Annotated in this window: 9 protein-coding genes; 1 reads left to right on the top strand and 8 read right to left on the bottom strand. The window is 74.4% G+C overall.

Annotated elements, in window-relative coordinates; all coding sequences use genetic code 11:
* Positions 1-182: 182 nt before the first annotated feature.
* Entirely contained in the window at positions 183-1,052 is an 870-nt protein-coding gene (locus ACIRST_RS17420) for a N5-glutamine methyltransferase family protein (RefSeq protein ID WP_402803000.1), read from the top strand.
* A gap of 63 nt (positions 1,053-1,115) precedes the next feature.
* Here ACIRST_RS17420 and ACIRST_RS17415 read toward each other — a convergent pair whose 3' ends face one another.
* From ACIRST_RS17415 to ACIRST_RS17380, 8 genes are read right to left on the bottom strand one after another with little or no spacing between them, the layout of a single operon-like run.
* Positions 1,116-1,964, bottom strand: coding sequence for an ABC transporter permease (locus ACIRST_RS17415; protein ID WP_402802999.1), 849 nt, complete (start codon positions 1,962-1,964; stop codon positions 1,116-1,118).
* The gene (locus ACIRST_RS17410) at positions 1,961-2,962 is read right to left on the bottom strand and encodes an ATP-binding cassette domain-containing protein (RefSeq protein WP_402802998.1); all 1,002 of its coding nucleotides are present in this window, start codon (positions 2,960-2,962) and stop codon (positions 1,961-1,963) included. Before ACIRST_RS17410 ends, ACIRST_RS17415 begins: the two co-directional genes overlap by 4 nt.
* A 46-nt stretch (positions 2,963-3,008) precedes the next feature.
* Positions 3,009-8,111 carry a beta-ketoacyl synthase N-terminal-like domain-containing protein gene (locus tag ACIRST_RS17405; RefSeq protein ID WP_402802997.1) on the bottom strand — a complete coding sequence of 1,701 codons (5,103 nt, stop codon included), beginning with the start codon at positions 8,109-8,111 and terminating at the stop codon, positions 3,009-3,011.
* Positions 8,112-8,144: 33 nt separating this feature from the next.
* Positions 8,145-10,322 (bottom strand): aminodeoxychorismate synthase component I, encoded by a 2,178-nt coding sequence (gene pabB, locus ACIRST_RS17400; protein ID WP_402802996.1) that lies wholly within the window; start codon positions 10,320-10,322, stop codon positions 8,145-8,147.
* A 36-nt stretch (positions 10,323-10,358) separates the two neighbouring features.
* Positions 10,359-11,117: a thioesterase II family protein gene (locus ACIRST_RS17395; protein ID WP_402802995.1), complete on the bottom strand. Its 759-nt coding sequence runs from the start codon at positions 11,115-11,117 to the stop codon at positions 10,359-10,361.
* A 26-nt stretch (positions 11,118-11,143) separates the two neighbouring features.
* The gene (locus ACIRST_RS17390; RefSeq protein WP_396546389.1) at positions 11,144-11,338 is read right to left on the bottom strand and encodes a ferredoxin; all 195 of its coding nucleotides are present in this window, start codon (positions 11,336-11,338) and stop codon (positions 11,144-11,146) included.
* A gap of 35 nt (positions 11,339-11,373) precedes the next feature.
* The gene (locus tag ACIRST_RS17385; protein WP_402802994.1) at positions 11,374-12,552 is read right to left on the bottom strand and encodes a cytochrome P450; all 1,179 of its coding nucleotides are present in this window, start codon (positions 12,550-12,552) and stop codon (positions 11,374-11,376) included.
* 33 nt (positions 12,553-12,585) lie between these two features.
* Positions 12,586-13,644 (bottom strand): DegT/DnrJ/EryC1/StrS family aminotransferase, encoded by a 1,059-nt coding sequence (locus tag ACIRST_RS17380; RefSeq protein WP_402802993.1) that lies wholly within the window; start codon positions 13,642-13,644, stop codon positions 12,586-12,588.
* Positions 13,645-13,650: the final 6 nt, after the last annotated feature.

Below are 13,650 nucleotides of genomic sequence, written 5' to 3'. Positions count from 1 at the left end.
CCCGGTCCGGCCCTTCCCGTCGCGGGAGCCCCCTGGGCCCCCGCGACGGGCTTCGTACGCGGGCTCTTTCCGCAGGCACCCCCGCTCGGACGCCAGTTCTGGAAGCTCACCTAGCCGTTCCGGTCGCACAGTGGGCGGCATCGTGCGGCCGAGGGGCCGCACCACGAGCCGGGAGGCGACGGATGAGGCCGACGACACTGGGGGACCTGCTCGACGAGGCGGCGCTGACTCTTCGGGGAACAACACCCGCGGAGGCACTGCGGGAAGCCGAAGAACTGGCGGCACGGGTGCTCGGCGACGGACCGGCCGGACTGGACCGGGAGCGGGTGCTCGACGGCAGAGCCGTCCGACGGCTGCGTGACCTGGTGGGCAGAAGAGCCGAGGGGGTGCCGCTGGGCCACCTGACCGGGCGGGCCGCGTTCGCCGGCCTGGAACTCGTGGTCGGGCCGGGCGTGTTCGTTCCCCGGGTGCAGAGCGAGCTGGTGCTGGCGGCCGGTCGGGAGAGCGTCGACGGGGTCGCCGGGCCGACGGTGGTGGACCTGTGCGCCGGCTCCGGAGCGATCGGCCTGGCCCTGGCACACCACCGGCCGGACGCCCGGGTGCACGCGGTCGAGTTCGATCCGGTCGCCGCGGACTTCGCCCGCCGCAACGCCGCCCGGCGGGCCGCGCTCGGGGACACCGCGATCACGGTGCACGAGGGCGGGGCCGACCGGGCGGGCGCGCTGACCGGGCTGGCCGGTGAAGCGGACCTCGTGCTCGCCAACCCGCCGTTCATGCCGGACACGGCCGAGGTACCGGACGAGTTCGGCCGCTACCAGCCCCGGCAGGCCGTGTTCGGCGGCGCCGACGGCCTGCGCGTCGTCCGGCAGGTGGTGGAGGCGGCGGCCGGGCTGCTGCGGCCGGGCGGTGCGCTGGTGGTCGAGCACGGCCACCTCCACGGCGCGACGGTGCCCGCGCTGCTGCGGGAGTCCGGGTGGTTCGCCGAGGTGTCCTGCCGCCCGGACCACGAGGGCTGGCCGCTGTACTCGTCGGCGGTGCGGACGACTTCCTGACACGCCGACGGCCGGGCCCCTTCCGCACCACGCGGAAGGGGCCCGGCCGGTCGTGTTCCCGGTTCAGCGCGGCGTCAGAGGCCGGCGGAAGCCGAGCACCGCGAGCCACGCGCCGACCCCCGCCACCGTGGCGCCGAGCAGCAGCGCCGGAACGGCGGTGCCCGTCCCGGGCAGGCCGAGCGCCAGGGCGCGCGTCGTGTCGATCGCGTAGGTGAGCGGATTGACGTGGGCGACGGCGGCGAGCCAGCCCGGCAGGTCGGCGGTCGGGACGTAGGCGCTGGAGGCGAACATCAGCGGGAGCACGGCGATGATCGCCAGGTTCTGGATCGGCTCGGCCCGCCGGAGCCAGGCCGCCGCGGCGATGAACAGCCAGCCGAGCGCCCAGCTCATGAAGAGGGTCAGCCCGATCGAGGCGGTGACCGCGCCGACACCGCCGCGCGGGGAGTAGCCGAGCACGGTGGTGCCGAGCAGCAGGATGACCGCGGCCTGGACGGCCGCGCGCACCAGGGTGGTGAGGCTGCGGGCCATCAGCAACGAGCTGGGCGCGACCGGCAGGCAGCGCAGCCGGGCGACGATGCCGTTCTGCAGGTCCTCGACCAGCCCGACGCCGGACTGGACGGCGGACTGCACGGCGTTGTCCACCAGGACGGCCGGCAGGACGAAGTCCAGGTACGTGACGTCCGGAGGGAAGTGCGGCGGCAGGCCCATCCGGCTGAAGACCTGGGAGAGCACCACGAGGGTGATGACGGGCTGGAGCAGCCCGAAGAGCAGGACGGCGGGGTCCGTGACGAGCGCGCGCAGTGACCGCCCGGTCAGGATGCGGACCTGGGTGAGCCGCGAACTGCCCTGCCAGGCGGGTGGGGCGGGTGTCTCGGCGCGGGGCGGCCGGCCGGTGGCGAGCGTGGTGGTCACCGAGAGGGTCCTTCCGGGGGGTCGGGGCGATGCGCGAGGGCGAGGTAGACGTCCTCCAGGCCGGGTTCTCCGAAGGTGAGTTCGGTGGCCTCGACCCCGACCGCGTCGAGGGCCCGGACCACGGCCGCGATGTCGCGGGTGGCTTCGATGGGGACGACCAGGGCGGTGCCGTCGCGGCCCGGGACGGGTGCCAGCCCGGCCCGGTGCAGCGACTCGGCGGCACGCTCCGGATCTTCGGATCCGCTGCCGTCGAGGACGACGGTGACGGTGCGCCGGCCCACCCGGGCCTTGAGCTCGGCGGGGGTGCCGGCGGCGACGACGGTGCCGCCGGAGAGCACGGTGACGGAATCGGCGAGCCGGTCGGCTTCGTCCAGGTACTGGGTGGTGAGCAGGACGGTGGTGCCCTCCGTCACCAGCCCTTCGACGATCTCCCACAGGCCGAGCCGGCTCACCGGGTCCAGGCCGGTGGTCGGTTCGTCGAGGAACACCACGTCCGGCCGCCCCACCAGGCTCGCGGCCAGGTCGAGGCGGCGACGCAGCCCGCCGGAGTAGCCGCGGGCAGGCCGGTCGGCCACGTCCCCGAGGTCGAACAGGTCGAGCAGTTCATCGGCTCGGGCTCGGGCGGCGCGGCGACCGGCCCCGAGCAGCCGGGCGAGCAGGAGGAGGTTGTCCCGCCCGCTGATCCGTCCGTCGACGGTGGCGTACTGGCCGGTGAGGCCGATCCTGCGGCGGACCTCGGCAGGGCGGTGGCGGACGTCGTACCCGGCGACGGTGGCCCGGCCGGAGGTGGGTGCCAGGGCGGTGGTGAGGACGTTCACCAGGGTGGTCTTGCCGGCGCCGTTGTGGCCGAGCAGGGCGAGCACACTGCCCCGGGGGACGGCGAGGCTGACGGAGTCGAGCGCGCGGACGGTGCCGAAGGCCATGCCGACGTCGACCGCCTCGATCACGAGGTCGCGGTCGGCTGCGGATGGCGGGCGCGGGGGAGTGCGGGCGGTCATGGACTGCTTTCCGTGGGGTGATGGGTGGCGGCGGGGTCGGTGGTCGTCAGTCGAGGGCGTCCATCAGGCGGAACAGGTCCTCGTCGGTGGCCGTGTCGAGGTCCGGTCCGGAGCTCGTGCTCGCCCGGCCGCTCGGCGGGGCGCTGTGCCGGGCGAGGTCGCGCAGCCGGGTGGCGGTGGCCGCGTCGAGGGCCGGGCCGGTGGCGAGCAGTTCGGCCAGCCGGTCGACCAGCTCGGCCGCCGTGGCCGGCCGCTCGGCGCCTCGGCCGAGGTGGGCGTCGACGGCGCGGGCGACGGCCTCCGGGGTCGGGTGGTCGAACACCAGGGTCGCGGGGAGCACGGTGCCGGTGGCGGCGGCGATCCGCTCGCGCAGTTCGAGCGCGTTGACGGAGTTGACGCCGAGGTCCTTGAAGGCCTGTCCGGCGTCCAGTTCGGCGGTGGCCCGCCCGAGCACGGCCGCGGTCTCCGCCAGGACCAGCTCGCGGAGGATGCCGGCGCGTTCCTCGGTGGTCGCCGCGGCGATCGGCCCGGCGACCGGGGTGGACGGCGCGTCGGGGGCGAGTGGTGTCGCGGTCACCGAGGTGGAGGCCGTCAGCCAGTACGCCTCCCGCTGGAACGGGTAGGTCGGCAGGGGCACCGGCCGGGCTCCGGGGAGTACGGTGTCCCAGTCCACCGGCACGCCGTGCAGGTGCAGCCGCGCGACGGCGGCGAGCACTTCCCGGGTCTCGTCGGCCCGGTCCGTGGCGCCGGTGGTGATGACGGCGGCGGAGGGTTCGCGGCGGCCGCCGTCCTCGGCGGCCAGGCACTCCGCGACCATCGGCGCGAGCGCGGCGGCGGCCCCGAGCTCCAGGTAGGCGTCGACCCGTTCCGCGCGCAGCCGTTCGACGGTGTCCCGGAACCGGACCGGTTCGCGGGCCTGCCGGATCCAGTGGCCGGGGTCGCGGGCCTCGTCCTCGGTCAGCGGTCGGCCGGTGACCGAGGAGACCAGCGGGACGGTGGGCGCGTCGAACGACAGACCTTCGAGGACCTCGCGGAACTCCGCCAGCATCGGGTCCAGCAGTGGGGAGTGGAATGCGTGCGAGACGCGCAGCCGCGTCGTCCTCCGGTCCGCGAAGTGTGCTTCGATCGCCTCGATCGCTTCGGCCGCACCGGAGACGACCACCGAGGACGGGCCGTTCACCGCCGCGAGCGAGACGAACTCGCCGAGCAGGGGGCGGACTTCGTTCTCGGTGGCCCGGACGGCGAGCATCGCGCCACCGGCCGGGAGGGCCTGCATCAGCCGTCCCCGGGCGGCGACCAACACGCAGGCGTCGGACAGTGGCAGCACCCCGGCCACGTGGGCGGCGGCGATCTCGCCGACCGAGTGCCCGGCGAGCAGGTCCGGGCGCACACCCCAGGAGGCGAGGAGGCGGTGCAGTGCGACCTCGTGGGCGAACAGCGCGGGCTGCGCGAACTCCGTCCGGTCCGACAGTTCCGTCGCGTCCCACAGGACGGAGCGCAGCGGCCGCGGCAGCAGCGGGTCGAGCGCGCCGCACACCTCCTCCAGGGCGGCCGCGAACACCGGGAAGGCCCGGGCGAGTTCACGCCCCATGCCGGGCCGCTGGCTGCCCTGCCCGGCGAACAGGAAGGCGAGTCGCCCGTCGCCGTCCCGTCGGCCCGTCACCGGAGTGACCGCGGTGGGCTCCCCGGCGGCGAACTGCCGTAGAGCGGTGACGAGTTCGCTGTGCTCGGCGGCGAGCAACACGGCTCGGTGGCCGTGTACCGCGCGGGTGGTGCCCAGTGCGTGGGCGAGGTCGGGCAGGGCATGCTCCGGGTGGGCGGCGGCGTGCTCGGCAAGTCGCCCGGCCTGGGCGCGCAGCGCGGGCTCGCTGCGGGCGGAGAGCACGAACGGCACCGGCCCGGTCCCGCCCGAGGCGTCGCCGTCAGGCTGGGCCGTCGCGGGCGCCTCCTCCAGCACGACGTGCGCGTTGGTCCCGCTGATCCCGAACGAGGACACTCCGGCCCGCCGTACCCGGCCGGTCTCCCGGGGCCACGGCCGGGCCTCGGTGAGCACTCGGACCGCGCCGGAGGACCAGTCCACCCGGGTGGTGGGCTCGGTGACGTGGAGCGTGCGCGGCAGCAGGCCGTGCCGCAGGGCCTGCACCGTCTTGATCACCCCGGCCACTCCGGCCGCCGCCTGGGTGTGTCCGAGGTTGGACTTCACGGACCCCAGCCAGAGCGGCCGGTCCGCAGGCCGCTCGCCGGCGTGCACCGCCAGCAGGGCCTGCGCCTCGATCGGATCGCCCAGGGCCGTTCCGGTGCCGTGGGCCTCGACGGCGTCCACGTCCGCGGGACCGAGCCCGGCGTCGGCGAGGGCGCGCCGGATCACCCGCTGCTGCGCCGGGCCGTTGGGTGCGGTTATGCCGTTCGAGGCGCCGTCCTGGTTGACGGCCGAGCCCCGGACGAGGGCGAGCACCGGGTGCCCGTGGCGGCGCGCGTCGCTCAGCCGCTCCAGGACGAGCAGGCCCACCCCTTCGGCCCAGGCCGCGCCGTCGGCGTCGTCCGAGAAGGCCTTGCAGCGGCCGTCGGGGGCGAGCCCGCGCAGCCTGGAGAACTCGACGAAGGACGCCGGGGTGGCCATCACCGCGACGCCGCCCGCCAGGGCGAGCGAGGACTCGCCCGAGCGCAGCGAGCGGCAGGCGAGGTGCAGGGCCGTCAGCGAGGACGAGCAGGCGGTGTCCACCGTGAGCGCGGGGCCCTGGAGCCCGAGGACGTACGAGATCCGCCCGGCCAGCGCGCTGCCGGCCGTACCGATCGCCAGCAGGCCCTCCAGGTCCGCCGGGGCGCCCGCCCCCGGCCGGGTGCCGTAGTCGTGGTACATGGCGCCGGTGAACACCCCGGTACGGCTGCCGCGCAGGGTGCTCGGGTCGATCCGGGCGTCTTCCAGCGCCTCCCAGGCGGTCTCCAGCAGCAGCCGCTGCTGCGGGTCGGCGGCCAGGGCCTCGCGGGGCGAGAAGCCGAAGAACCCGGCGTCGAACCGGCCGGCGTCGGGCAGGAAGCCGCCCCGGCGTGCGTACGAGGTGCCGGGGTGGTCCGGGTCCTCGTGGAACAGGCCGTCGAGGTCCCAGCCACGGTCGTCGGGGAAGGCGGAGGAGGCGTGGGTGCCGTCGGTGACCAGTGTCCACAGGTCCTCGGGTGAGGTGATCCCGCCGGGCAGGCGGCAGGCCATGCCGACGATGGCGACCGGCTCGTCCGCCGGGGCGGCGTCCGGCTCCTCGTCCGCCCGGTCCGCGGCCGTGCCGGACAGCACCCGGGCGATCGCCGCCGGGTAGGGGTGGTCGAAGCCGAGGCTCACCGGCAGCGGCCGCCCGGTGGCCTCCACCAGCAGGTTGCGCAGCCGGATGGTGCGCACCGAGTCCAACCCGTACGCCCGGAACGCGGTCTGCGCGCCGATCGGCTCGTCCTCGGCGCCGCGGCCCGCCGCCTCGGCCGCACAGCGCCGCACCAGGTCCAGCGCGTCGCCGTAGTCGAGCGGCGCCGGGCCCTCGCCCGCCGTCCCCGGCGCCCGATCGGCGGCCACCAGCTCCTCCAGAGCCCGCCGGTGGAGCTTGCCCGCCGGGGTGCGCGGCAGTTCGTCGACGGTCAGCAGCTCCAGCGGGATCTTGTACTCGGCGACCTCGCGGGCCTTCAGGAAGCCGGTCACCTCCCGCAGGCCGATGCCCGGGGCGGCCCGGCGGGTGAGCACCAGGCAGGGGTACTCGCCCAGGCGTTCGTCCGGCCGGCCGACGACGGCGAGTGCCCCGATACCGGGCATCGCGGCCAGCAGCTCCTGGATCTCGGTCGCGTCGAACTTCCGCCCGCCCACGTTGATCAGCTCCGCCGCCCGGCCGTGGAACGAGAGCCGCCCGTCGGTGCCGAGGCTCGCCCGGTCGCCGGTGCGCAGCCAGCCGTCCGGGGTGAGCGCGGCGCGGGTCAGCGCGGGCTCCCGGTAGTAGCCGCGGAACATGCTCGGGCTGCGGTACTGGAGGTCGCCCGGTGCCCCCGGAGGCAGTTCGTGCCCGTCCTCGCCGACGATCCGCATGCGCGCCCCGGTGGTCGGCCGGCCCACGCTGCGCACCGCGGCCCCGTCCGGGTCGGCCGCCGAGGTACGGGTGCCGGTGCCCAGTTCGGACATGCCCCACACCACCACCAGCTCGCCGCCGAGTGCCGTCCGCACGTCCGCGGCCAGCGCGGCGGGCAGCGCGGCCCCGGCGGTGCGCACCTGCTGTGGCCGGAACCCGGCGGACTGTCCGTCGCGGGCTAGGGCACCGACGACGTCGTGGAGCTGCGTCGGGACGGCGAAGACCGCGCTGGGTGCGGTGCGCCGGGCGAGCGCGAGGAAGTGCTCGGGATCCCAGCTGCGCAGCAGCACCTGCCGGCAGGCCCGGAACAGGGCGGTGTGCAGGGACTGCAGGCCGAACAGGTGGGTGAGCGGGCAGGCCGTCAGGATGGCGTCGGCGAAGGCCGCGCCGCCCTCCTCGGCGACGGGGGCGGTGTTGGAGAGCAGGCCGTCGTGGCTGTGCAGGCAGATCTTGGGCCGCGCCGAGGTGGTGCCGGAGGAGGGGATCAGGACCAGCGGCTGGTCCGGCAGGACCTCGACCGGGTGTGGTTCCCGGCCCGCGTGCTCCGCCACCGTCCGGGCCAGCGAGCGGGCTCCGGGCGGCAGCCCGTCCGGATCCCCCGCGACGAGGACCGCCCGCAGTGACGGCACGGCCGCCGACAGCTCGGGGGCGGTGCCCGCCGCCTCCGGCGCGAGCAGGGCCGCCACCGGGTCCACCCGGCCCAGCAGCGCCCGGACGTCGGCGGCGCCGTATCCGGCGTGCACCGGCAGCATGACCGCGCCGACGGTGGCGGCGGCCAGGTGGGCGGTCTGGTACTCCCAGCAGTTCGGCAGCTGGACGGCGACCACGTCGCCCGGGCCCACGCCCAGTTCCTGGAGCGCCCGGGCCAGCGAGGCCACTTCCGCCTGCCACTGACGCCAGGTCAGCTCGCGTTCCCCGTCGACCAGGGCGACGGCGTCGGGGGCGCGTCGTACGGCCGCCGCGAACACCCCGGGCAGGGTGTGACCGCCCAGCGCCCCGGGTGCCCCGGAGGCCGGATCGATCGTGTAGTCATCGCTGTGAACGGACACCTTCACTCCCGGGGTCGGTGCGGGTTGCGGCTGTCATCCTCGGTCGGAGGCCGCCGGGAAAGCCCTGGAGGCGTTCTGGAGCCGGCGCGGGGCGGCACGGGGAACGATCGGGTGCTGCTCGGGGAACGCGGTGCCCAGGAGCGCCAGCAGAGGGCGGGCCTTCACTACCGTCTCGTCGAACTCGGCCTCGGCGTCGGAGAGGGCGATGATCGCGCCGCCCACCCCGTAGCGCAGCCGTCCCCCGCTCACCACGGCGGTGCGGATGACGATGCTCAGATCGGCGGCCCCGGTCAGCGAGAAGTAGCCGATCGCGCCCGAGTAGATGCCGCGCGGGCCGTTCTCCAGGCGGTCGATGATCTGCATGGTGCGGATCTTGGGCGTGCCGGTCATCGAGCCGCCGGGGAAGGCCGACCGCACGCCGTCGACCGTGCTGCACCCGGGGCGCAGCCGCGCCCGTACGGTGCTGACCAGCTGGTGGACGGTGGCGTACGTCTCGACGTCGAAGAGCGGGTCGGCGACGACGGATCCGGTCTCGGCGCACCGGCCGAGATCGTGCCGTACGAGGTCGACGACCATGAGGTTCTCGGCCCGGTCCTTCTCGCTGGTCGCCAGGTCGGCGACCAGCAGGGTGTCCTCCTGCGGGGTGGCGCCGCGCGGACGGGTGCCCTTGATGGGTTTCGACTCCATCACGCCGTCCGGCCCGATCCGCAGGAAGCGTTCGGGGGAGGAGCTGAGCACGGACAGTCCGTCGAAGCCGAGGAAGGCGGCGAAGGGTGCCGGGCTGATCCGCCGCAGGGCGCGGTAGGCCTGCCATGGGTCGAACGCGGCCGGGGCGTCGACCATGTTGGTGAGGCAGACCTCGTAGGTCTCGCCGGCCCGGATCTCGTCCTGGCAGGCGTCGATGAGCTTGAGGTAGTCCTCACGGGGGTGGCGCAGCCGCAGACGGGCGGGCAGGCCGGGCAGGCCGGGCGGGTCGTGGGCCGGCGGGTCGGTGCGCGGCACCGGCCCGGTGAGACGGGCGGCGGTGTCCCGCAGCCAGGCCCGGGCGGGGCCCTCCTGGCCGTCCTCGGCCAGGGCGAGCAGGTGGGCGGCGCCCGCGCGGTGGTCCAGGACGACCGCCCGGTCGGCGAACACCATGACGGCGTCCGGGTCGGGCGACCGGTGGGCGTGGTCGCCGCCGCACTCGGCCTTGAGCTCGTAGCCGAGGCAGCCGACCCAGCCGAGCGCGAAGTCGAACGGCAGCGCGGGCACCTCCGTGCGCAGCGAGCGCAGGTCCGCGTCGAGCCAGCGTAGGAACTCTTCCTCCAGCACCTGTGTACGGCCCCCGGCCGTCACCGTGACGGTCCCCCGGGAGACGTCCGCGCTCGCCACCCGGGCGAGCGGGCCCGAAGCGTCGCCCACGACGGAGACCTGGCCGAGCCGCCCGCCGGGGAGGCTGCTGTCCAGCCAGAACGGGTGGCTGCCGGTACGGAAGAGCCGGTCGAAGACGGTCTCGGCGTCCCACCGGGTGTCGATCTTCCGGGCCAGGACGGTCAGCTGCCGGGTGGCCGGGAGCGGCGCGGGGACGGACTGCGCGCCGGCCGTCGGCGGAACGGCGTGGCCGCGTCGACGGCTGCGGCCCTGTCCGTGGTTGGACTGTTCGGCGAGGTCCCGGAAGTTCGCGAGCAGCCGGTGTCCGGCCTCGGTGCCTATCGACTCCGGGTGGAACTGGACGCCCCACAGCGGGAGTTCGCGGTGGCGCAGGGCCATCACCACGCCGTCGTCGGTCGCCCAGGCGATCGGTTCCAAGGCGGGGGAGAGGCTGGTGACCGCGAGCGAGTGGTAGCGGACGACCTCCAGCGGATTGGGCAGGTGGCGGAAGAGCCCGGTGCCGGTGTGCCGCACGTCCGAGGTGCGCCCGTGCCGGGGCTCGGGCGCCCGGCCGACGCCGGCGCCGTGGGCGAGGGCGAGGCCCTGGTGGCCGAGGCACACGCCCAGGACGGGCAACCGGCCCTCGCGGGCGATCCCGGCGCAGTGGCCGAAGTCGGCGGGGTTGTGCGGGGTGCCGGGGCCCGGGGAGAGGACGACGGCGTCGAAGTCGTCGAGCAGCTCGGGCCGGAAGGACGGATCGTCGTTGCGGACGACCTCCGGCTCCCGCCCGTTGACCTCGGCGAGGTAGTGGAACAGGTTGTAGGTGAACGAGTCGTAGTTGTCGACCAGGAGAGTGCGCATCTGGGTCCTTGTCCTGCCGGGGCCGCCGGAGGTTGTTCAGCGGAGCGCGGCGAGTTCCGAGGTGATCTCCCGCAGGACTGCCGCCTGCTGCTCGGCGAGGAAGAAGTGGCCCCCGGGGAGGACCCGGAGCCGGAAGGCGCCGGTGGTGTGGTCCTGCCAGGCCCGGGCCTCGGCGACGGTGGTCCGCGGGTCGGCGTCCCCGGTGAGCGCGGTGATCGGGCAGCCGAGGACGCGCTCCGGCCCGCAGGCGTAGCGTTCGACGGCGCGGTAGTCGGCCCGGATCGCGGGCATCGCAATGCGCAGGATCTCCTCGTCGCCGAGCAGTTGGGCGCTGGTGCCGTTGAGGAGCTTGAGCTCGGCGATGACGCCCTCGTCGTCCTGTCGGTGCACGGTCTCGGTCCGCGTGGTGGACGGCGCCCGGCGGCCGGAGGCGATGACGGCCCGGGGCGCGTGGGTGCCCTTCCCTTCGAGCCGCCAGGCGGTCTCGAAGGCGAGGACGGCGCCCATGCTGTGGCCGAAGAAGACGGTGGGACGGTCGTCCAGGGTGAGCAGCTCGTCGGTGATCCGGTCGGCGAGGGTGTCGATGTCCTCGATGCAGGGTTCCAGGCGGCGGTCCTGTCGGCCGGGGTACTGCAGGGCTATCAGCTCGGTGTCGCCGGCGAGGGCCGTGGAGACGGGGTGGTAGAAGCTGGCGGAGCCGCCGGCGTGCGGGAAGCACACCAGCCGCACGGGGTGGTCGGCTCCCGGGTGGAAGCGGCGCAGCCACAGCGTGCTCGACGTGCCGGGACTGGTCATGGGTCGGTCCTCTTTCGGTGCGGGATTCAGTCCCGGTGGACGGTGATGGCGCCGGACGGGCAGAGCGTGGCGGCCAGCACGACCGCCTCCGGGTGTTCGTCGGCCGCGGCGTGGTCGAGCAGTTCGACCACGCCGTCGTGGTCCTGGTCGAAGACGGCGCCGGCGTTGAGCACGCACTGGCCGGCGCCGACGCAGCGGGCGGTGTCGACGGTGACGCGCATGGACATCCCTCCTGGGACGGTGTCGTGGGCGGGGGCTACCAGCGGACCGGCAGCGCGTGCAGGCCGCACAGCACGCCGTCGTACTTGAGCGGCAGTTCCTCGGTCGGCACCGCCAGGTGCAGGCCCGGGATGCGCTCGAAGAGCCTGCGGTAGGCGATCTCCATCTCGATCCGGACGAGGTTCTGGCCCAGGCACTGGTGGACGCCGTAGCCGAAGGCCACGTGGTGGCGCTCGGTGCGGGCGGGGTCGAAGGCGTGCGGGCAGGCGAAGGCCCGCTCGTCGTGGTTGGCCGCGGCCACCAGCGGGATGATGCCCTCGCCGGCCCGGATCGGCTGGCCGGCGATCTCGACGTCCTCGGTCGCGACCCGCAGGGAGACCAGGTCGGCCACCGAGTGGATGCGCAGCGTCTCCTCGACCACCCGGTCGTCCCCGATCCACTGGGGGTTGTTCAGCAGGGTGACCACGCCGAGCGCGATGTTGTTGGCGGTGGTCTCGTGCCCGGCGATCAGCAGCAGCATCAGCACCCCGGACATCTCCCGGGGCTCGATCGCGCCGGTCGCCAGCAGCCGGCTGATCAGGTCGTCACCGGGCCACTTCTGCTTGATGGCGACCAACCGGTTGATGTAGCGCAGCAGTTCGCGCGAGGCGGTGTCGCGCTGCTGGTCGGTGGAGGCCCGGATCGCCACCAGGGTGCGGGTGCGGGACTCGAAGAAGTCCCGGTCGACCGGCGGTACGCCGAGCAGGGCCGAGATGACCAGCGAGGGGACGGGCAGGGCGAAGTCGGCGACCAGGTCGGCCTCGTTGCCGCCGGCCAGCACGGCGTCGATGCACCGGTCCACGGTCTGCTCGACCGCGGGCCGCAGTTCCCGGACGCGGCGGACGCTGAACTCGGGGATGAGTGCCTTGCGGAAACGGTCGTGCTCGGGCGAGTCCAGGCCGACGAACCATCCGGGGATCTGCTCCTGGCGGGGCACGCCCATGGTCTGGCTGATGTTGGGGAACCCCGGGTGGTCGGGGTTGGAGCTGATCCTGCGGTCGGTCAGGACGGCCCGGACGTCCTCGTGCCGGGTGACCAGCCACACCCGGTTCCCGTTGGGCAGGTGGCACACCACCAGGCCGCTGTGCTCGCGGTAGTCCTGGTAGCGGGGCGGCGGAGAGGCCTCACCGGGCCTGCGCAGCGGGAAGTCGACCACCCACGGTTCGGCGTTCGTCATGTCGTCGGGTCTCCCTCGGGCGTGATGCGCGCGTCAGGACGCGTCGTAGAACGCGCGGACCCGCTCGATCACGCGGTCCTGGTCGGCGATGGTCAGGGCGGTGTAAGTGGGCAGGTAAAGGCCGTCGGCGGCGAAGCGGGTCGCGTTGAGGCCGGTCCAGGCCGGGTCGAGGTAGCCGGGCTGGCGGCTCATCGGCTGGAAGAACAACCGGGTCTCGATACCCTCCCCGGCCAGGAACTCCCGGAGCTCCGCGCGGCGTTCGGCCCGCAGGTCGTACATCCACAGCACGTCCCGGGGCGGCATCAGGGTGATCCCGGGGACGTCCTTGAGGCCCTCGTCGTAGCGCCGCTCGATCTCCTTGCGGGCCGCGAGGAACTCGTCCAGGCGCTCGGTCTGGGCAAGGGCGACGGCGGCCTGCATGGCCGTCATGCGGAAGTTGTAGGCGAGCTTCTTGTGCAGGAAGCTGTGGTCGGCGGTGAAGGCCATGGCCCGCAGGTGCGCGAGCTGGCCGGCCAGCCGGGGATCGTCGGTGAGGCAGATGCCGCCTTCGCCCGCCGTGATGATCTTGTTGGCGAACAGCGAGAAACAGGCGATGTCGCCGACCGGGCGGATGCCGTGGGCCTCGGAGGAGTCCTCCACGACCCGCAGGTTGTACTGGTGGGCGATCTCCATCACCGCCGCCATGTCGCACCGGCGGCCGTAGACGTGCACCGGCATGATCGCCTTGGTGCGCGGGGTGATCCGCTCCTCGATGCGGTCGACGTCGATGTTCAGGTCGTCCGCGCAGTCGACGAACACCGGGGTGGCGCCGGTGTAGGTCACCGCCCAGGCGCAGGCGATCATGGTGAACTCCGGCACGATGACCTCGTCGCCCGGCCCCACGCCGAGCGCGCGCAGCGCCAGCGTGAGGGCCGCGGTGCCCGAGGAGCAGGCGACACCGTGGGCGGAGCCGTTGTAATCGGCGAAGGCCTCCTCGAAACGCCGGACGTACGGCCCCTGCGACGAGATCCAGCCGTCGCCGATCGTACGGGTGACGTACTCCAGCTCCCGCCCGTCGAGGCTCGGCCGGGACACGGGGATGGTGAAGGGCATGGGGTC

Source organism: Kitasatospora sp. NPDC101447 (genome assembly GCF_044767225.1).
Taxonomy (GTDB): Bacteria; Actinomycetota; Actinomycetes; order Streptomycetales; family Streptomycetaceae; genus Kitasatospora.
Note: the sequence above shows the minus strand (reverse complement) of the source record. Positions and strands in the feature narration are given on the sequence as shown.

What these genes read in the sequence shown, in the direction of transcription:
- ACIRST_RS17420 (WP_402803000.1), top strand. Translation starts at nt 183, where the DNA reads ATGAGGCCGACGACACTGGGGGACCTGCTCGACGAGGCGGCGCTGACT.
- ACIRST_RS17410 (WP_402802998.1), bottom strand. Translation starts at nt 2,962, where the DNA reads ATGACCGCCCGCACTCCCCCGCGCCCGCCATCCGCAGCCGACCGCGAC.
- ACIRST_RS17390 (WP_396546389.1), bottom strand. Translation starts at nt 11,338, where the DNA reads ATGCGCGTCACCGTCGACACCGCCCGCTGCGTCGGCGCCGGCCAGTGC.
- pabB (WP_402802996.1), bottom strand. Translation starts at nt 10,322, where the DNA reads ATGCGCACTCTCCTGGTCGACAACTACGACTCGTTCACCTACAACCTG.
- ACIRST_RS17385 (WP_402802994.1), bottom strand. Translation starts at nt 12,552, where the DNA reads ATGACGAACGCCGAACCGTGGGTGGTCGACTTCCCGCTGCGCAGGCCC.
- ACIRST_RS17395 (WP_402802995.1), bottom strand. Translation starts at nt 11,117, where the DNA reads ATGACCAGTCCCGGCACGTCGAGCACGCTGTGGCTGCGCCGCTTCCAC.
- ACIRST_RS17380 (WP_402802993.1), bottom strand. Translation starts at nt 13,644, where the DNA reads ATGCCCTTCACCATCCCCGTGTCCCGGCCGAGCCTCGACGGGCGGGAG.